Genomic DNA, 17,954 nt, shown 5'->3' with positions numbered 1-17,954 from the left:
GGAGACTGGGGCGGCGGAAAGCTTATCGGCGCACCGTCGTCGGCACTGTTCAGCCGATATTAAGCAGTTCCACCGTCCGATTGAGCATTTCTATGGCCTTTTGTTCAATGGTGGCGTTATAGCGCACCTGGGGAATGGCGACGCTGATGGCCCCGCACACCTGGCCGTTGAGGTGAATAGCCCGGCCCAGGCCAAAGATCCCCGGGGTATGTTCTTCCTTTGTATAGGCAATGCCGGTGCGTCGAATCTCCTCTATTTCTGCGCGCAGTCTTGCTTCTGAGACGGCGGTATTTTCCGTCATGGCTTCGCGCGGCACTTCCCTGAAATAGAGGTCCAGTTCGTCATCGGGCAGACTGGCCAAAAGAGCCTTTCCCGAGGAGATGCTGTGCATCGGAAGCAGTGAGCCTGCCTGCACGGCATATCTGAGGGCATGGTCGCTTAATTCCGTAATCAGAGACTCGATCTGCCAGCCGCGCCTGACGAAAAAAGAGGTGGTCTCATTTAGTTCGACGCGCAGCATGCGTACAAGCGGGGCAATCCGGTCGACCAGGGTGAAATTCTTGTTCGGGGCCTGCAGGCGCTCGAGGCCGGGACCGGGACTGTAGCTTCTTCCCTCGCGGATCAGATAGCCGCGTTCCACCAGAGTACTGAGCAAATAGGAAAGACTGCTGACCGGAATATTCAATGCACTGGCGATCTCCTGTGCGACCGACGGGCTATTCCGGGCCACAATGAATTCGATAATATCCAGCGTACGCATCGCCGACTTTACTGTCGTACTGGTCTTTTGCGTACCGTGAATCCGCTCGCTCTGTTGGTTTGATCCCATGTTCAAATCCAGCGATCTAACAGGATTTTGAGAAAAAATCCATTGTTCTCGACGTTAATTTAAATTCAATTGAGGGCCCTGACACCAGAAGGACAAAAATGGCCATTTAGCTGCGACCCCCATAGAGCGCATGAAATTTTCCACTAAAACCAGCCCCCCTTTATGAAATAAAGTTTGTATGCTACCCTAATCTTTTCTTGCAAAATTCGTATTCTTGAAATATTCATATATATGATATTTTATGTTGCAGCAAGAAATATCAAAATGATGAAGGTCCGGGCAACACCCGGACGCATGGGAGACCATACTGATGTGGGAGAGATTGCGGACATGTTGCCCGGGGCGTTGTGCTCTTGGCCGTGTCGTCCTGTTCAAGAGATCCTTCCCGCATAATTGTTGAATTGCTGAACAATCTAGGGAGGACATATGTCTATGAATAAATTCATGTCAGCAATGCTCGGATGGGCAGGAATTGTCGGCGTTATGCTGGCAGCGCCCCCCGCCGTAGCACAGGAGGCCCAGGAAGAGGGCACCATGATGCTGGAGGAGATTGTGGTTACGGCCCAGTTCCGTGAACAGAATCTTCAGGATACGCCGCTGGCCATTACTGCCGTCAATTCGGATATGATGGAAGCACGCAGTCAGACCAGCATCCATGAAGTGGCCGCACAGGCCCCGAACGTAACACTTACCCCGCAGGGCCAGCAAAACGGTTCCGGTATGATTGCCTTTATCCGCGGGGTCGGACAAACCGACTTTAACTATGCTCTTGAGCCCGGGGTGGCCATTTATGTAGACGATGTCTACATTCCGTCCCTGACCGGCTCCCTGATGGACCTGATGGACCTTGACCGGGTCGAAGTCCTGCGCGGCCCGCAGGGCACCCTGTCCGGTCGCAACGCCATCGGCGGCGCCATCAAGCTGTTCTCTGCCAAGCCCCAGGGCGACGGCAGCGGTTACCTGCAGGTGACTTACGGATCCTTTGACCGGATTGAAACGCGCGGCATGTTCGATTTTGCGATCAGTGACGATCTGTTTGCCCGCGTCTCTGCCGTCTCCAAAAGTGCCGACGGTCATGTGAAACGCCTCGACTATGGCCAGACACACCCCGGCTCCGGTGTGCCGGTCATGGGGCAGGGCGCAGACCCTGTGCTGGGCACCCTGGGTGGAAAATCCTATGTCGGCGGCCGTATCGCCCTGCGCTGGACACCGTCTGAAAAGCTGGAGATCAATATCGCCGGCGATTATACCCGTGAACGGTCCGAAGGCATTGAATCCGTGTTGCTGTACGGCAACCATCCCGGCACCAATGCGGACGGTCAACCGTGGCTGCCGAGCACCATTGACGGCAGCGTCATTCCGCTCGGATGTAACATGGTGCCCAATGGGGTAAATTCCTGTGATACACTGACCGGCTATGACGGACGTTATGTCAGTTACGGCACCTTCCTGGACCAGACTCCGGCCACCAGCCAGTCGCCGTATAAACCTCTGGCGCTGGACCCGCACAGTTATCTGGACAACTATGGTATTGTCGCCAATATCGTCTATGATATTTCCGACAACCTGCAGCTGACGTCCATCACCGCATGGCGCGAATTCCAGTCCGACTGGACCCAGGATGTGGACAACAGCCCGCTGGCCAACCAGCAACTGCGTCAACGCCTGGACAACACCCAGTGGAGCCAGGAATTGCGTTTGAACGCTGCCCTTATGGATGATGCCCTGGAACTGACGGTTGGCGGTTTCTACTTCGATCGTGACGGTTCGCTCAACGCCCGTGTGGATCTGAACTACGCCGGTATTGATTTCATTCACGGTCCCGATCCGACCCCGGCCACCAACAAGGCGGTATTCGGTAACTTCATCTACCATGTGACAGATGATTTCAACGTTACCGGCGGTATCCGTTATTCCGAAGACCACAAGGAATATGTCTTCTATCGCCGCAACCCGGATCTGACAGTGCCGAGCGCACCCTGTGCCTACTTCCTGGGTGCACCTGTTGCCGGCCCGACCGGTATCGGTAACGATCCGAACTGTCTGCTGCTCGGCCTGAACGGTGACGCTCCGCCGCCGTTTGATGGCAGCAGCACGGACTGGCGTATCGCTCTCGACTATCGCCTGAATGACGACTTCATGGTTTATGGTCAGGTCGCGACCGGCTATCGCGCCGGCGGCTTCAACCCGCGTCCGTTCTTCGGATCCACGTCTCCGTTCAACCAGATCAAACAGTTTGATCCGGAAAACATCACCGCTTACGAGATCGGGTTCAAGGCAGACCTGCTGGATAATACAGTTCGCCTGAACGGTGCCGCCTTCTATAACGACTATCAGGACATCATCCTGACCCTGGCGGCCTGTCCGATTTCACCGTGTCTGCAGCCCAACAACGTCGGTACTGCCGAAGTGAAGGGTGTGGAATTTGAAGTGACGATCCGTCCGACGGAAGCCCTGAGCATCGACGGCTCCTTCAGCTACCTGGATTTCCAGTACACCGAGCTGAATGCGACCGAAGAAGCCCTGGGTGGTCTGACCCTGGACATGATTACACCTTACACACCTGAAACTGCGTTCAGCTTCGGTGTCCAGTACGATATCGAGGATGTGTTCGGTGGGTCCCTGTCTGCCCGGTTTGACGGGACATATCAGTCCAAAGTCTACACCGAGGCCATTAACGTTGATAATGTTGTCGTGCCCGCAAACAATCCGGAACTTGGACTGGATAATCTTGTGGCCAGCAACAAGATCGACGGTTATTTCCTCGGTAATCTCCGCTTTACCTGGAGGGATGCTGAAGAAGACTGGCAGGTTGCTCTCGAAGTAAGAAACCTGTTCGACAAATATTACTTCACGTCCCTGTATGAGCAGTACGCCAGCCCGCAGACAATTTCCGGTGCGCCGGGTCTGCCGCGCACCTGGGCGCTGACTGTCAAACGGAACTTCTGATCCAACTAAAGAAGCGAGGGGAATTTTCCCCTCGCTTCTCATCATTAAAAATAAAAATCTATCATTGCTGAACTTGTGGGGGTTGGTTGACTAACCTTCTGCAAACTATTTTTAAAGGGTATCAGAGATGTCAGAAACCAAGATGACTGCACCGCCGTCGACGTTAAAGAAAATTGTTGAAGTTCCAGAACTTTTCCAGGACCTGATCGATAAACGAGGGACCAAAGGCCGGTTTGTCGGCGCTGAAGAGAAAGACAGCCCCTGGGTGCCGTTTGGCGAAAATGCAGCGATCAAACACCTGGCATTCGATGTTCGCCAGAATATCTATTCCAACATCCTGTGGATGAAAGGTCCCGGTGTAGTCGGAACCCACAAACACCGCGGCTATGTGGTCATGATGTGCCTCGAAGGCAGCGTGCGGTATCTCGAATATCCCTGGGTCGCGACCCCCGGTTCTTTCATTTACGAAGTGCCCGGTGAAGCCCATACCCTGGTCACCGAACATCCGGACGGGGTAAAGCTGTTCGGCTGGATGCAGGGAGCCAATGAATTTTACGACGAGAATGGGAAATTTGTGATGACCGCCGATGTCTGGTGGTACATGGATCACTATGAAAGCTACTGCAAAGAGCATAATATTCCCATCAATGAAGAGCTCTATCTCTGAGTAACGCTCCGCAGCACTTCAGTTAAAGGGCCCTTTTGGGCCCTTTTGTTTTATGTGGCCGGTGCGGTGGCTGGACATGTCAGTCTTTCGGCCGGCACGGATGGGGTAGCAGGTCCAGGTAGGTCATCACCCCCGGCAGCGCGTCGCACACCTGCGGGATGGCATTGACCACGGCCATGGCCACCGACGCCAGCGCCGCATGGGCATTCTCCTGTGCGCCCGAGGACAGTTCCAGGTCAAGGCGGACATTGGGTTCACCTTCGACCTCGGCGCGGTAGCCGCCGCCGCTGTTGAACGGCACCTCGGGAAAATCCTCATCCCTGAGTTTGGTCACATGATCGACAATGACCCGGGCTTCGCCGCGCACCATGCCCTTGACCTTGAAGCGGGTGCCGGAGATGGTGCCCGGCTCAATGCGGCCGGACGGCAGGTCGAGCGCTTCCTCGGCATAGAGGGACTCATGCTCTTCCAGGATTTCGTCAAGCTCGAGGCCCATCGGTTCCGCCACCATTTGCAGGGTCGAGGCAAAAATATCGGTCAGGAAGCCCGGCTGTTTCAGCATGCAGTGATCGTTGCTTTTCTCGCCAAAGCCGAAGAAGCTGTGCATGATCGGATCGTCCCAGGGGCCGTAATTCAACACCTCATACATATGTACGCAGCGCGCATTGCTGCTCAGCGCCAAGGCGGAGAGCGCGATGCCGAAACTGCCGAAGCCGGGGTCGATGCCGTTGGTGTAAAAGGAGGTGCCGCCGTCCAGGCAGGCCGCCTGCAGTTTGTCGTAGACATCGCCGCCGACGGCTTTCGGATTGACCAGCGACGGCCAGGTGGTGTTGACCACATTCTTGCCGGAGCGCAGGATGTGGCACAGCTCGTCGATCAGGGCATCCTTGCCCTGTTTCATCCACGCCCGGCCGACCGAATAGCAGACAACGTCGGCGTCCATGTTGAGCAGTTTTTCCTTGTCGCGGGTGGCTTTGATCCCGAGCGGCGGCAGGCCGCCCAGCTCGCCGGCGTCCCGGCCTTCCTTGTCTTCCGAATGGACCCACAGGCCCGCAAGCTCCAGATCCCGGTGGTGGGTGATGGCGCCGATGGCGGCGCTGCCGACCGAGCCGGTGGCCCATTGAATAACCCTGTATGACATGCTTCCTCTCCTGAATTATTCTTATTCGCTTTCCAGGCGTTCCAGTATTTTACAAACTGTTAAAAAAGCCAACCCCCTTTTTGCAGATGGTGAAGGGATTGCAGACCACCGTCCAGAGTGTTGCAGTGACCGCCGGTTTGCGCAGAACCTGGTGGACAGGTCTAGGTAATTGAGCGAGACAGGAAGGAAATAAATTTATCAAGTTTGGGAGAGATATCCCGCCGCTGATGATAGATGGCGTAGAGTTCCCGGCCGCTTTGCTTCCACTCGGGAAGAAGATGAATCAGCGTACCTTCCTCAATCTTTTCATCCACCAGATATTGATAGAGGTTTGCCACACCGCAGCCGCTGCAGGCGGCCTGAAGCAGAGCATAATAATTATTACAGGACAAAGCGGCTTCCGGTTCAAAAGCGATCTCCTGTCCCGCGTGCGAGAATGACCAGGCCGCCAAAGCCTGCGATCCGGAATAATTCAGCAGCTTCAGGTCCGGGAGGCGCGCCGGTGTCTTCGGCAACTCCACGCCGGCAAGATAATCGGGGGCGGCAACCAGTTTGCGGCTATGGGAGCCCAGCTTCTTGCAAAAGAGCGGGGATGTTTCCGGGACGTTGCGGGAGCGGATGGCCAGATCAAAACCTTCCTCAGTGACGTCCACGACCCTGTCGCTGAGGAAGAGTTCAATGCGGATCTGTGGGTAAAGGCGCATGAATTCGTGAATTTTGGGAGACAGGAAGAACTGCCCGATGGCTATGGGCGCCGTGACCCTGAGGGTGCCGGAGGGGTGTTGCGCCTGTTGCAGCAATTGTTCTTCCAGCGCCTTGATGTCGGCAAGAATAAGTCGGGCCTGGGCCAGATAGATTTTCCCGCTGTCCGTCAGGCTCTGACTTCGGGTTGTGCGATATAACAGTTTGGTCCGCAGGTTGCTTTCCAGTTGCTGCACGGCCTTGCTGACCGAAGAAACCGTCATGCCGAGTTCCTTTGCCCCGTCGGTGAAAGACCCTTTGGTGGCCACCATATGAAAAACCTTCATCAGGTGAAATTTATCTGTATCCCGCTTCATTATTATATCCAATAAAGAAAAAGATATTATCTATTAAACACTATTAATAGTTTTATAGAAATAAATTAAAAGGCTGGCGAACTTAAATTTATGTCTAACGAAAGGTGCGACACATGAAACTCGGGACAATTGCGCTTTTGGCCTGTCTTTTTTTACCAGTCAGCGGCGGGACGGCGGTTGCTGCCGCTGCCCGGTTTGAGAATAAAGCCATCGAAGTTTCCCTGCCGGAGGGGTGGATATTGGGGGAGGTTGCCGCGATCGCCAGGCGCGATAACGGCAATTTCATCATATTTCATCGCGGCCGGCACCAGCTTCTTGAATTTGACCAGGACCAAAAATTTATACGGGAAATCGGCCCGGGGCTGTTCAAGAATCCACACGGCCTGAGAATTGACGATGACGGGAATATCTGGACCACTGACAGCGGGACGCATATTGTTCTCAGGTTTTCTCCTTCAGGGGCGGTCACAATGGTGCTGGGTAAAAACAATCTGGCCGGAACCGGATGGTTTGACAGGGACTATCATCTTGTCCTGTTCGACCAGCCGATGGATGTGGCTCTGGACCGTCATAAAAATATCTATGTGGTCGACAAGGGCAATGAGCGTATCGTCAAGATGGATCCCAACGGTTTTCTGATCAAGGCGTGGGGCGGGAAAGGTTCTGCTGCCGGTGAATTTAAATTCGCCCATTCCATCGTTATTGACGATGAGGACAGGGTGTATGTTGCGGACCGGGAAAACAGGCGTATTCAGCGGTTTGACCTGGAGGGCAAGTATCTGGATGAATGGACAGACGTCGGATATCCCTATGTGATGACTCTTGCCGGAGACAAACTATGGGTCACTGACGCCCGGGCCGAAACAGTGCGGAAGTTCGATTTGAACGGCCGCCTGCTCAAGAGTTTCCAGGGGCCTGCAGGTCGCAACCCGGGACAGTTTAGCGCGGTGCACGGCATTTATGTTGACACCGATGACAAGCTTTGGGTCACCCAGATATTTAACTGGGGCGGAATCAACATGTTGCGTCCCCTCAGGTAGGCGGGCCGGAAGGCATATTACTCCGTTTTGACCAGATAGTCTGTCAGCGCAGACATCTCCTGCTCGGTAATGTCTACTTTCGAAAACCCGGGCATGGTGTTGATGCCGGTGCGGACTACCTGCCTGATATAGTCGGCGCTGAGGTCCGTGCGCTCTTCCAGCACCGCATACTCTTCGCCCCGGCTGCGGGCGAGCTGGAAGCTGCCGGTATGGTCGTCACCGGCGGCATGGCAGTTGGCGCACTGGCGGGCGAAGACCTCGGTGCCGGTGAGTGTGGGGCGCGGCGCGGCGCCTTCCAGTGCGATGGAAGTCGGGGTCGAGATTTCGGCGGATTTTACTTCGGTCTCTTCCTCCGGCGTACAGCCGGCCAGGCCGGCAGTGGCAACAAGGGCAAGGGTTAGATGAAGTCTTCTGAGTCTCATGGTCTTACCCCCTCCTGTTCTGTGGCCAAATGCCGGACTTGCCCGGGGCCAGGATGCCGTTGGGATCGAGCGCATCCTTGATGGTTTCATGCATGCGCCACAGGGCATTGTTGTTCCAGCTGTAGGTGCCGGCGATGCGGTCCATAAAGTTAATGTGGGTGCGATATTCGCCGTAGCCTTCGGCGGCGGCCTCATCGATCAGGATGTTAAACAGCTCATCGACCTTTTTGCGCTCATCGGCATCATTCTGGTCATAAACAATCAGCGAGACATGATGCATTTCCCGCCAGCCGATGGCCAGCAGGCCCATATAGTCATAGCCATATTCATGCATGCGTTTTTTGACCATTTCATATTGCTTGACCGCATCCCGGCCGGTGATCGGCGAGACCGGGGAGAAACCGGTATGACCGCCGCCGCCGGTCCAGTTGCAGAGATTGAATTCGGTCATTTTCGGGATGCCGCGCATGGTGTCCGCCCGGTGGCGCAGCAGGTCAAAACCCTGCGGCCGGTCGTCGACCTTGTAGAATTTGACCCCCGGGACGGCGGCGAAGGAATCGCGGATCACTGTCCACAGGGTTTCGGCGACCGGTGGCGGGCCATAGAGCGCGCCGCAGAAGTTCCACATGCCAAGCTTTTGGTCGTCCATGATCTTGCGGGCGGCGCTCGGCGGCAGTGGCCCGGCGCCGTCATAATACTGGGCTTTGGTGGAGGTGATCGAGGCGTCCAGGATCAGACTGCGCACCGTTGCCGCATTCTGGATGATGCTGCCGACTTTAAGCGGGCGCAGGATTTCGATCACCTGTTCGATATCCTCTTCCCGCTCAAAGCTGATCATATAGGGTTCATAGTAGGGCGGTTCCGGCATCAGCCAGATGCCCATCTTGGTGACGATGCCGAAATTGGACTGGGAGAACATGCCGTCCACATAGGGGCCAAAGCCATATTTGAACAGCTGCCAGCTGTTGTTGCCGGGCATGGCCCCCATGCCGGTGCGCACGATGTCGCCGGTCGGCAGCACCACCTCCATGCCGCACTGCATGGCGAAATGGTCGCCGTAAGGGGTATAGCCGATGCCATGGTCAAGGGCGTTGCCGACCACACTGCCCCAGCCGGGATCGGGCACATCGAGCCACAGCTTGAGGCCCTTTTCCTGGATATAGTCATAAAGGTCGAAATAGCTGACGCCCGGCTCCACCAGGGCATAACCGAATTCTTCATTGACCTCCAGGATGCGATTGAGACGTTTGAGGTCGAGCACAACGGTGCCGGTCAGCACCGGCGCCGCGCCGCCATAAGCGAAATTCTTGCCCCGGGAGACGGGCCAGAGCGGAATGCCATGCTCGTTGGCGACCTTGACGATCTCCTGTACCTGGGCAGTGGTCGCCGGCGCCACGGCCGCATAGGGCCGGTGGTCTGTTTCCGGGTCTGTAATGGGGTAGGGGTCGTCATAGGGGCCGGCATCCGGGCCGGTGAGGACCCATTCATCGCCGGCTATCCGCCGGAATTTTTCCAGCGCGGCAGTCATGTCTTCCAGGCTTACGCCAGCAGGCAAAGGCACAGTCATTGTGAAGTCTCCCAATTATGGTTCGCGGATTATCTGCCGGTCTTCTGAATGCCGGTTAGATGGATGCCGGAATTGTTAGTGTATCAGCATATCTCATTCCGGGAAAGCCTGTCCCGACTGAGAGCGAAATTCTTTTTGTCTGTGAGCGAACGATAGCTTGACAAGATAAAAAGTATACGGTTAAGTTTACTTAAATGAATAAACTGCTCCGTTTACAAAATGTTTGGATGCGTTCTTCTCAATAAACATAGGATGAGGCTTTCATGAATTTTCCGGGAAAAATCGTTTTGGCCAGGCTGTTTGCCGCCTGTTTGCTGCTGGTCCCTGCCACTCTTCACGCGGCGGGCGGCGGGCCGCAGGATCCGTCCGCGAAATATTCGCCCCTGACCCAGATTAACAGGGACACTGTCACTGAACTGGAACTGGCCTGGGAATATCATACCGGCGAACAGATGAGGGAGGGGGACTTTGCCTCTTTCCAGGACCGGCCGACCCTGATCGAGGGGAATCTGGTGATCTGCAGCATGGATCGTCGCCTGATCGCTCTCGATCCCGCGACCGGGGAAGAGCGCTGGGTCTATGATCACAAGGCAGAACAGGTCTTCTACCGTAAATGCCGTGGCGTGTCCCACTGGGTTGATAAAACGGCTGCGGAAGGCACGCACTGCCGGACCCGTCTGATCCTCGGCACCCCGGACAACCGCCTCGTTGCGATAGATGCCAAAGACGGCAAGCCCTGTAGCGAATTCGGGGAGAATGGCGAGGTCCAGGTGCCGACCAGCAAGCCGCTGGCCCAGCCGGCGGAACTGATGATCAGCGCCAATCCCGCCATCGTCAATGATGTGATCGTGGTCGGCAGCTATGTCGCCGATAATCAGAGGGTGAATTCGCCCAGCGGCCGGGTCATGGCCTATCATGCCCGCACCGGCGAGTTTATGTGGCAGTTTGATCCCATCCCCCGCGATCCGGCCGACCCGGCGATGGAAACCTGGGAGAATGGCACCGAGGGTATTGGCGCCGCCAATGTCTGGGCCGACATGGCGGTGGATAACGACCTCGACCTGGTTTACCTGCCCACCTCGTCGGCGTCGGTGGATTTCTTCGGCGGTGACCGGCCGGGGGATAATGACTATTCCACCTCCATCGTTGCCGTGCGGGGAGCTACCGGTGAGGTAGTCTGGCACCATCAGCTGGTACACCATAATGTTTTCGATTACGACCTGCCGGCCCAGCCCATGTTGATCGACTTCCCCGTCGACGGCAAACTGGTGCCGGCCCTGGTGCAGCATACCAAAATGGGTCTGATTTTTGTCTTTAACCGCGCCACCGGCGAGCCGCTGGTGCCGATTATCGAGCGTCCGGTGCCGCAAACCGGCAAGGTGGCGGAAGAGGTGCTGTCCCCGACCCAGCCGTTCCCTGAGGGGATGCCGGTGCTGATGCCGCAGGGATTTTCCCCGGACGATGCCTGGGGTTTCACCTTCATCGACCGCTGGAATTGCGAAGGCAAGATCGAGGAACTCAACTATGGTCCGATCTACACGCCGCCCAGTGAAAAGGGCACCGTCTTTTCCCCGGCGAACGGTGGCGGTCCCAACTGGGGCAGTGGCGGCTATGATCCTGACAGCAAAATCATGGTGGTGCCCTCCAACCGGGTTCCCCTGATAGTGAAGCTGGTTCGCAAAGAGGGAACCGAGGACAGCGGGACGGAACACCAGTCTATTGAAACCCGCGGCTCCATGCTGTTTCCCAACAAAGGGGCCCCCTATCAGGCTGAAGTCTCGGCGCCGCTGTCGAACTTCGGCGCCCCCTGTTCGGAGCCGCCCTGGGCGGCCCTGACGGCGGTGGATATGGAAAAGCGCGAGATCGTCTGGGAAGTGCCGCTGGGCGATATCCGGAAATTCGCGCCCTTTGGCATGGAGATCGAACTCGGCACCCCGGGCGCCGGCGGGCCGCTGGTGACTGCCGGCGGGCTGGTGTTTATCGGCTATACCCTGGATGATGTTTTCCGGGCCTTTGACCTGAAGACCGGTGAAGTGCTGTGGGAAACCGATTTGCCTGCCGCCGGCACCGCGGTGCCGGTCACCTATGAAGTGAAAGGCGAGCAGTATGTGGTGATCCCGGCCGGTGGTCACAGCATGTATCAGTCGACAATGGGGGACGCGGTGATGGCCTATAAGCTCAAGCGCTGATCGGCTGGATTTTCCGGATAGTTAAATTGGTGTAAATATGCCAAAGTGCCTATGACCTTTGCCCGGATTTTGGGCAGAATGCCTGAATTGCAGGCTTTTTCAGCAGAAAATACTGCCAAAAGCCCCTTTTTTAGGGGCTTTTTTGCTGGCACAGGCTTTGCATGTCTCATTTCCGCTAGTAAATGAGAAAGGGGTCTTCTCAATGACATCGAGTGTAGTGAGTAGCCTGGATACTCCGGTATCCGGGCAGAATGTTTTAAAAACAGAAAATTCAAAAACACCCCGGGAGGGGAAAATGGCAACGCCGCATATGATCCGGCGTACCACCGAGACCTTGAACGATCAGGTGTCTCATTTTTCAAAAGTAAATCAGGATATTGCCGGGCAAACCAAATTGCTTGCCCTCAATGCAACCATCGAGGCGGCGCGGGCCGGAGACGCCGGGCGCGGATTTTCCGTGGTCGCCACCGAGGTCAAGAACCTGGCGGAACAGGCGGAGAAAAACGCCCAGGATTTCCAGTCTGTGGTGCTGGGCAGCATCGACCGGTTGCGCTCGCTGACCAATGACCTGGCGGGCCGGCTGGAAAGCCAGCGGCTGACGGAAATGGCACAAACCCTGGTGCAGCTGATTGTGCGCAACCTGTTCGAGCGGACCGCCGATGTGCGTTGGTGGGCGACCGACAGTGCGTTCTGGCGCGCCCTTCAGGAGCCCACCGACGAGCGGGCCAGGCACGCCGGGGAACGCCTGGCGGTGATCAACCTCTATTATACGGTCTATATGAACCTGGTGCTGGCGGATGGTGACGGCACGGTGATCGCCATTTCCAATCCGGAGGAATTTTCCAGCGTCAAGGGCAAGTCCGTGGCCGGGGAGCACTGGTTCCAGGAAGCGATGAGAACCCGGTCCGGCGATGATTACGTGGTCGATGACATCCGTCCCGACAGCTTCCATCGCCAGCGTCCGGCTGCCATCTACTCGGCGGCAGTGCGCCACGACGGGGAGCGTTTTTCCGAACCTCTCGGTGTACTGGGCATTTTCTTTGACTGGCAGGAACAGGGGCGTTCGATCGTAAACGATGAGCCGGCGTTCAGCGAGGAAGAATGGTTGCGGACCCGGGTCATGCTGCTGGACCGCAATCACCGGGTTATCGCCAGCTCCGATAACAGCGGCTTGTATGAGCGTTATCCCCTGAAGACCGACCAGGGACAGAAGGGCGCCTACACCAATGAGCGGGGCGAGGTGGTCGCCTATGCCCAGACCATCGGCTATGAGGAATATGACGGCCTCGGCTGGTACGGCGTAATCGTCCAGAAGCAGGAGGTCTAGCCTCCGGGTGCTGAAGGGCCATTCCAAAGTCGGAAGGCGACCGGTCGCTAATGGAAAGAAAGCCCGGCATATTGCCGGGCTTTTGCTTTTTGGGATTGTCAATTTTCAGATTTGAACAGGCCCATTTAAAGACGTGTTGTCGCGCATTGCCGGCTGGAATCAGTGTTGTCAGTCCGCGTGACCACCCAGCTCGACAATCTTCTGACGGTAGCTATCGGCTTCGCCGTAGCCGGTCTCAACGGCAAGGCGGTAGGCGCGCTGATATTCGGCGAGGGCCTCGGCCTTGCGCCCGGCCTTTTGATAGGCGTCTGCCAACCAGGCATTGTTGCGCGGATAGCGGTTGCCGGCATAGGCTTCGGCATTACGTTGCAAGACCGCGATCGCACCGTCATAGTCGCCTGTTTCGATTAGGTGCAACCCGAGCGGCACATAGAGCTCCTGGGTCTGGCGCGCTGCCGCACCATATTTGGCCTGGATCATGCGTTCATGGGCCAGGAAGGCATCGGTCGTGAAATGATAGATCACCTCGTCCGGCAACCGCAGGTCGGCGAAGATGAATTTTACCCCATGATAGAAGGTTCGGAGAGGCGCGGACATGTGGCCTTCGCCGTCGAATTCCCGATAATCCCAGCGTACGCCCGGCAGCTGTGCCGCCTTCACCACATCGACGAAGCGCTTCAGTTCCTGGCGCATGCCATCCCCATCGTCGGCCCCGATGCCGAAATAGAGGGATTTCGTCAGCTTCGGATGCGTGTCGAGGAAAGGCCCTGCGGCTTTGGTCATTTCCTCACCATTCCACCATAACGCCGGCGACATGATGATCTCGGCATCAAACAGCTTCGGGGCCTCCATCAGGGCATAGACGGAGAAGAGTCCGCCATCGGAATGGCCGGTGAGTACCCGATAACCATTGGCGCGATAGGCCTTTTCGACAAAGGGAATGACTTCGTCCCTGAGATGGGCCAGCAACTTCGCAGCGCCGCCGCTCTGGGCGTTGCCTGCCATGCGGGACGGCGTCATGTCCCGGGTGCGGTTAACGCTCTTGAGGCCGACCAGGATCACCGGTGGCATATCGCCCGACCGCACCAGAACGTCACGCGTGCCGGCAGCGTGATAGATGCTCTGCATGCCATCCAGCAGGTAAATGACCGGATAGCGCGCGTCGGAGGCGTCATATCCGTCAGGCACGGAAATCAGGATTGTGCGCTCGTCACCAAGCGCGGCCGAGGCAATATGATATTTGGTTGCCAGATCCAGCCGGCCAGCCTCTGTCGCCGGGGCGCCCGGAGCAGCCTGTGCGGTTGCGCTGGCAAAAAAGGCGTACAAGATAAATATAAGCCTGTTCATAGTTTTGAATCCCTCGCTGTAATTTATTGTTTTCACTATTTTCTGCTGACCGGTTAATGGAGTCAGAGCCCTTTGCTTCCTGATGACGCGTTCGCAGGAACCTCGCTTTTTTCACCCTCCGGCCTGAACAGGCCCCATCTAAAGGCTTGTTGTCGCGCATTTCCCGCCAGAATCAGTGTTGTCAGTCCGAGTAATAACAGCTCAGCGACCGGGCTGGCCATCCAGATGCCTTTTTCTCCCATGGTCAGGGCAAGAAGAAAGATCAGCGGCAGGGCGAAGAGATACGGTTTGGCAAGGCCGAGGACCGCCGCCCGGCCTGCATCGCCAATCGCCTGGAAATAGGTGGCGATGATGATCAGGGGGCCGGCGGCGAAAAACATGGTGGCCATGACCGGCATGATCCGGGCCACTTCACCCGCCACGGCAGTATTGTCGACGAACAGGCGGCCGATCGGTCCGGCAAGGTTGACCAGAATGATTTCACTGACAAGGCAATAGACAAAGGAAATCATGATCGCCAGCCGCAGGCTGTCATTGGAACGTTGCCACAATCCGGCCCCGTAATTGTTGCCGGTAATCGACTGCATTGCCTGACTGATCCCGAGCAGCGGCAGAAAGGTGAAGGTCATGACGCGGGAGATAATGCCGTAGGCCGATATGGTCGTCTCATAGTTGCTGCCGGCCACCATTTGCAGGGCGGTAAGGATCGCTGTGGAGCCGAGGGCCATGCCCAGGAAATTCAGGCTCTGGGGCGCTCCGAGGGCGAGTATGCGGCGCCAGTGGGCGGTGAGACGATGCTGAACGAAGGCATTCGGCCTCAACTCCGTCCGCCCGCGCAGGCGAAAGATGAAAATAATGGATAAGGCCAGCAACTGCGCCGCCACGGTGCCGTAAGCGGAACCGGCCACGCCCAGGTCGAATACGACGATCAGGACATAATTGAAGCCGATGTTGACCAGCGATACGAGCAGACTCATGGCCGCCATAAAACCGGCGCGGCCCTCGTTGCGCAGGGCGTCGGAATTTATCGACAGCAGGAACAGGACCGGCGAGGCGATCACGGTAATGGCGAGATAGGTATGCCCCATTTCCGCCAGCGATGCGGATCCGTTGGCCGCGAGAAGAGTGACCTGGTCCCCCAGCAGCAGAAACAACAGGATAAAACCGGCGCTCACCGCAAGCGCCAGGCCATGGGCGCCGGCAAAGACGCCACGCGCCTCTTCGTAGTGCTGTGCGCCAAGGTGGCGGGCGATGATGCTGGACATGCCGCTGGCGACCAGCGTGGCCAGGGCTACGATCAGCATATAGAGGGGGAACATCAGCGTGACGGCCCCGAGGGCGTCCGCACCGACATACACCCCCAGGAAAATCGCATCGACGACAGTGAGCAGTCCGTTCATGCTCATCACGAATATAATGGGCAGCGCGGTCTTGGCGAAGACGGCGCCCAGCGGGCCACGGACGAAACTATTGTTGAAGGAATCCGACGACATCCCAATCTCCTTGTTTCAGGCATTTCAATCTGGAAGAGGGAGCTCGCCTTGCCACCCGCACGAAATGCACAAAGGGTGAGAAAATCGTCAGAGCCGGACTTTACCGTGACCTGGCAGTCTGCGAGCGGCAGGTGTCCGGAACCTTCCCTGTTCGATATATAAACGGCGGGAAAATGTCAATTGAAATGTTCGCTCGCGGCGGGCGGTGCGTACCGGTGCCACAGCGCTGTCGTCAACCTTTTCCGTGCGGGTCGGTATGGGGTCGAAATAATGACGTAGCAACCTCTGGTATATAATTAACATTTTATTTACCTTTAATATGTAATCTACCTAAATTAGGTGTTGTTAATAGTCAACCAGTCTTCCGTACATACAGTTAGAGTAAAGTTTATTAAGTGCTTGTTTAAAAGTGCTTATTTGCCCCCTCATTTGCAACTGGGATTCTCATTGACGTGGGGGGCTACGCGGAAAACATAAACGCGAGTATTAAGTTGAATTTGGGTAATGAGAGTTGAAACAACCTTGGATAGCAAGTGGCTTTAAAATATAGGTAAATGAAAAAAGGGAAAATTGATGCATCGGACATTTGGGGATGCCCTTAAACTAATCAGTGTACTCTTTATCAGTATTATATTCTGTACACCGGTAAAAGCAGATACCGCTACTACCACCTTTCAGGTGACATCAACCGTCATTTCCTCTTGCGGGGTCTCCGCCAGTGACCTTGCCTTTGGGGATTACGACATAGTTGCGGGAACAGCCATTGCCGGCTCGACCACGGTGTCGGTGACCTGTTCTTCCGGAACAGCCTATGAAATCGGTCTTGATGCCGGTTTGGGGGCCGGGGCGACCGTAACAACCCGCAAGATGACCAATGGAGGCAATACTTTGTCGTACAGCCTCTACAGCGATGTGTCCCATACAACGGTCTGGGGTGAAACCACCGGTGTGGACACGCTCTCCTCTTCCGGGACCGGAGCTGCACAAAATTTCACTGTTTATGGACTGATCAACGCCAGTCAGTCTGTCCCCACAGGCAGTTATTCAGATACAATAACCGTCACTGTGACATTCTAGGGATCAAGGGTCAGGAATGGGGCAGGCACCTTACAGAAAGCTCTTGGGGTTCTTATGGTCTATCCTGGTAGTCGCCGGGATATTTCTTCCGCTCCAGGCGTTTTCCAGCGGTCTTCAGGTCAGTCCGGTCCGGGTGGAACTGGCCCGGGGACAGGTTTCCGAAAAGCTGGTTCTGAAAAATACTTCCTCCTATGAAGTCATTGTGGAAGCCAGGGCCTATCGATGGGAGCAAGAGGCCGGGGAAGACCGGTTGCTTCCGACCCAGGCCATTGCTCTTTCCGGTGAAATATTTTTTCTCCAGCCCGGGCAAAGCCAGGTAATTCTGTTGGGATTGCTTGAGACGCCGACACCGGAAAGCGGGGAAGTCAGCTACCGGATGATACTGCGTTCGGACCCGACACCCGGCGCCGCCCCCCACACCGGCGCCAAGGTCAGCCTGAGCATATCAATCCCGATTTTTGTCGCTCCGTCGGAAAATGGAACTCCCGGTCTTTCCGTTGACCTCAGGAAGGGCGAGGGGACAAAAGTCCTGATTTATTTGAAAAATGAAAGTGCCCGCTATGTCCGGCTGCAAAAGCTGTATTTTCGGGAGGCGGACGGAACCTCTCACATGGAAATGCCCCTGAACAGCTATCTTCTGCCAGGCAAAGGAGACCTTTTGGTGATCAGCAAAACGGACATCCCCAAATCGGGATCTGTGTCCCTTGACTATCTCTGGGGCGGGACACCCGAGGCCCTTCACTCCAGGGATCTCGATCTATCCCCGCTGGGGGAAAAACCGGATAAAGTTTCCTCCCATGCCTCTGTTCCTCCCTCGCCCTGAACAAAAATACCTGCTCTTTGCCTGT

General features: G+C 56.3%; 14 protein-coding genes. 7 read left to right on the top strand and 7 right to left on the bottom strand.

Annotation, left to right across the window (positions count from 1 at the left end):
* Positions 1-49: 49 nt before the first annotated feature.
* Complete coding sequence (locus FIV46_RS17680; RefSeq protein WP_219846185.1) at positions 50-829, bottom strand: IclR family transcriptional regulator; 780 nt, start codon at positions 827-829, stop codon at positions 50-52.
* 426 nt (positions 830-1,255) lie between these two features.
* On the opposite strand from FIV46_RS17680, the gene FIV46_RS17675 reads away from it, so the two are divergent.
* Together FIV46_RS17675 and FIV46_RS17670 are read left to right on the top strand one after the other, a co-directional pair.
* On the top strand, positions 1,256-3,778 hold the full coding sequence (locus FIV46_RS17675; protein WP_219846184.1) for a TonB-dependent receptor: 2,523 nt from the start codon (positions 1,256-1,258) through the stop codon (positions 3,776-3,778).
* Positions 3,779-3,905: 127 nt separating this feature from the next.
* The gene (locus tag FIV46_RS17670; RefSeq protein ID WP_139942240.1) at positions 3,906-4,445 is read left to right on the top strand and encodes a 2,4'-dihydroxyacetophenone dioxygenase family protein; all 540 of its coding nucleotides are present in this window, start codon (positions 3,906-3,908) and stop codon (positions 4,443-4,445) included.
* Between the two features lie 79 nt (positions 4,446-4,524).
* Here FIV46_RS17670 and FIV46_RS17665 read toward each other — a convergent pair whose 3' ends face one another.
* Both FIV46_RS17665 and FIV46_RS17660 read right to left on the bottom strand, forming a co-directional pair.
* Positions 4,525-5,586 carry an NAD(P)H-dependent amine dehydrogenase family protein gene (locus FIV46_RS17665; protein WP_139942239.1) on the bottom strand — a complete coding sequence of 354 codons (1,062 nt, stop codon included), beginning with the start codon at positions 5,584-5,586 and terminating at the stop codon, positions 4,525-4,527.
* A gap of 161 nt (positions 5,587-5,747) precedes the next feature.
* Entirely contained in the window at positions 5,748-6,644 is an 897-nt protein-coding gene (locus FIV46_RS17660) for a LysR family transcriptional regulator (protein ID WP_139942238.1), read from the bottom strand.
* Positions 6,645-6,757: 113 nt separating this feature from the next.
* Here FIV46_RS17660 and FIV46_RS17655 point away from each other — a divergent pair, with 113 nt between their 5' ends.
* The gene (locus tag FIV46_RS17655) at positions 6,758-7,684 is read left to right on the top strand and encodes a peptidyl-alpha-hydroxyglycine alpha-amidating lyase family protein (RefSeq protein ID WP_139942237.1); all 927 of its coding nucleotides are present in this window, start codon (positions 6,758-6,760) and stop codon (positions 7,682-7,684) included.
* A 17-nt stretch (positions 7,685-7,701) separates the two neighbouring features.
* Here FIV46_RS17655 and FIV46_RS17650 read toward each other — a convergent pair whose 3' ends face one another.
* Complete coding sequence (locus FIV46_RS17650) at positions 7,702-8,106, bottom strand: c-type cytochrome (RefSeq protein WP_181163298.1); 405 nt, start codon at positions 8,104-8,106, stop codon at positions 7,702-7,704.
* 4 nt (positions 8,107-8,110) lie between these two features.
* Positions 8,111-9,673 (bottom strand): FAD-binding oxidoreductase, encoded by a 1,563-nt coding sequence (locus FIV46_RS17645; protein ID WP_139942235.1) that lies wholly within the window; start codon positions 9,671-9,673, stop codon positions 8,111-8,113.
* 263 nt (positions 9,674-9,936) lie between these two features.
* Here FIV46_RS17645 and FIV46_RS17640 point away from each other — a divergent pair, with 263 nt between their 5' ends.
* Together FIV46_RS17640 and FIV46_RS18370 are read left to right on the top strand one after the other, a co-directional pair.
* On the top strand, positions 9,937-11,862 hold the full coding sequence (locus FIV46_RS17640; protein ID WP_139942234.1) for a pyrroloquinoline quinone-dependent dehydrogenase: 1,926 nt from the start codon (positions 9,937-9,939) through the stop codon (positions 11,860-11,862).
* A gap of 295 nt (positions 11,863-12,157) precedes the next feature.
* A complete protein-coding gene (locus FIV46_RS18370; protein WP_342780457.1) occupies positions 12,158-13,189 on the top strand; it encodes a methyl-accepting chemotaxis protein in 1,032 nt (343 codons plus the stop codon).
* Positions 13,190-13,357: 168 nt separating this feature from the next.
* Here FIV46_RS18370 and FIV46_RS17630 read toward each other — a convergent pair whose 3' ends face one another.
* Both FIV46_RS17630 and FIV46_RS17625 read right to left on the bottom strand, forming a co-directional pair.
* Positions 13,358-14,536, bottom strand: a complete 1,179-nt coding sequence (locus FIV46_RS17630) for an alpha/beta hydrolase (protein ID WP_139942232.1) — start codon at positions 14,534-14,536, stop codon at positions 13,358-13,360.
* Between the two features lie 62 nt (positions 14,537-14,598).
* Positions 14,599-16,029, bottom strand: coding sequence for an MATE family efflux transporter (locus FIV46_RS17625; RefSeq protein WP_139942231.1), 1,431 nt, complete (start codon positions 16,027-16,029; stop codon positions 14,599-14,601).
* Between the two features lie 573 nt (positions 16,030-16,602).
* Between FIV46_RS17625 and FIV46_RS17620 the strand changes: the two genes are divergently transcribed.
* Positions 16,603-17,106, top strand: coding sequence for a Csu type fimbrial protein (locus FIV46_RS17620; protein WP_139942230.1), 504 nt, complete (start codon positions 16,603-16,605; stop codon positions 17,104-17,106).
* A 16-nt stretch (positions 17,107-17,122) separates the two neighbouring features.
* Entirely contained in the window at positions 17,123-17,929 is an 807-nt protein-coding gene (locus FIV46_RS17615; RefSeq protein ID WP_139942229.1) for a fimbrial biogenesis chaperone, read from the top strand.
* The last annotated feature ends 25 nt before the right edge of the window (positions 17,930-17,954 follow it).

Origin of the sequence: Emcibacter nanhaiensis (assembly GCF_006385175.1) — a bacterium.
In the GTDB taxonomy this organism is placed as follows: Bacteria; Pseudomonadota; Alphaproteobacteria; order Sphingomonadales; family Emcibacteraceae; genus Emcibacter; species Emcibacter nanhaiensis.
The sequence above is the reverse complement of the archived record's forward strand: the minus strand, read 5'-3'. Positions and strand labels throughout refer to the sequence as shown.

Coding starts and splice junctions, on each gene's coding strand:
- FIV46_RS17680 (WP_219846185.1), bottom strand. CDS start 829: ATGGGATCAAACCAACAGAGCGAGCGGATTCACGGTACGCAAAAGACC.
- FIV46_RS17675 (WP_219846184.1), top strand. CDS start 1,256: ATGTCTATGAATAAATTCATGTCAGCAATGCTCGGATGGGCAGGAATT.
- FIV46_RS17670 (WP_139942240.1), top strand. CDS start 3,906: ATGTCAGAAACCAAGATGACTGCACCGCCGTCGACGTTAAAGAAAATT.
- FIV46_RS17665 (WP_139942239.1), bottom strand. CDS start 5,586: ATGTCATACAGGGTTATTCAATGGGCCACCGGCTCGGTCGGCAGCGCC.
- FIV46_RS17660 (WP_139942238.1), bottom strand. CDS start 6,644: ATGAAGCGGGATACAGATAAATTTCACCTGATGAAGGTTTTTCATATG.
- FIV46_RS17655 (WP_139942237.1), top strand. CDS start 6,758: ATGAAACTCGGGACAATTGCGCTTTTGGCCTGTCTTTTTTTACCAGTC.
- FIV46_RS17650 (WP_181163298.1), bottom strand. CDS start 8,106: ATGAGACTCAGAAGACTTCATCTAACCCTTGCCCTTGTTGCCACTGCC.
- FIV46_RS17645 (WP_139942235.1), bottom strand. CDS start 9,673: ATGACTGTGCCTTTGCCTGCTGGCGTAAGCCTGGAAGACATGACTGCC.
- FIV46_RS17640 (WP_139942234.1), top strand. CDS start 9,937: ATGAATTTTCCGGGAAAAATCGTTTTGGCCAGGCTGTTTGCCGCCTGT.
- FIV46_RS18370 (WP_342780457.1), top strand. CDS start 12,158: ATGGCAACGCCGCATATGATCCGGCGTACCACCGAGACCTTGAACGAT.
- FIV46_RS17630 (WP_139942232.1), bottom strand. CDS start 14,536: ATGAACAGGCTTATATTTATCTTGTACGCCTTTTTTGCCAGCGCAACC.
- FIV46_RS17625 (WP_139942231.1), bottom strand. CDS start 16,029: ATGTCGTCGGATTCCTTCAACAATAGTTTCGTCCGTGGCCCGCTGGGC.
- FIV46_RS17620 (WP_139942230.1), top strand. CDS start 16,603: ATGCATCGGACATTTGGGGATGCCCTTAAACTAATCAGTGTACTCTTT.
- FIV46_RS17615 (WP_139942229.1), top strand. CDS start 17,123: ATGGGGCAGGCACCTTACAGAAAGCTCTTGGGGTTCTTATGGTCTATC.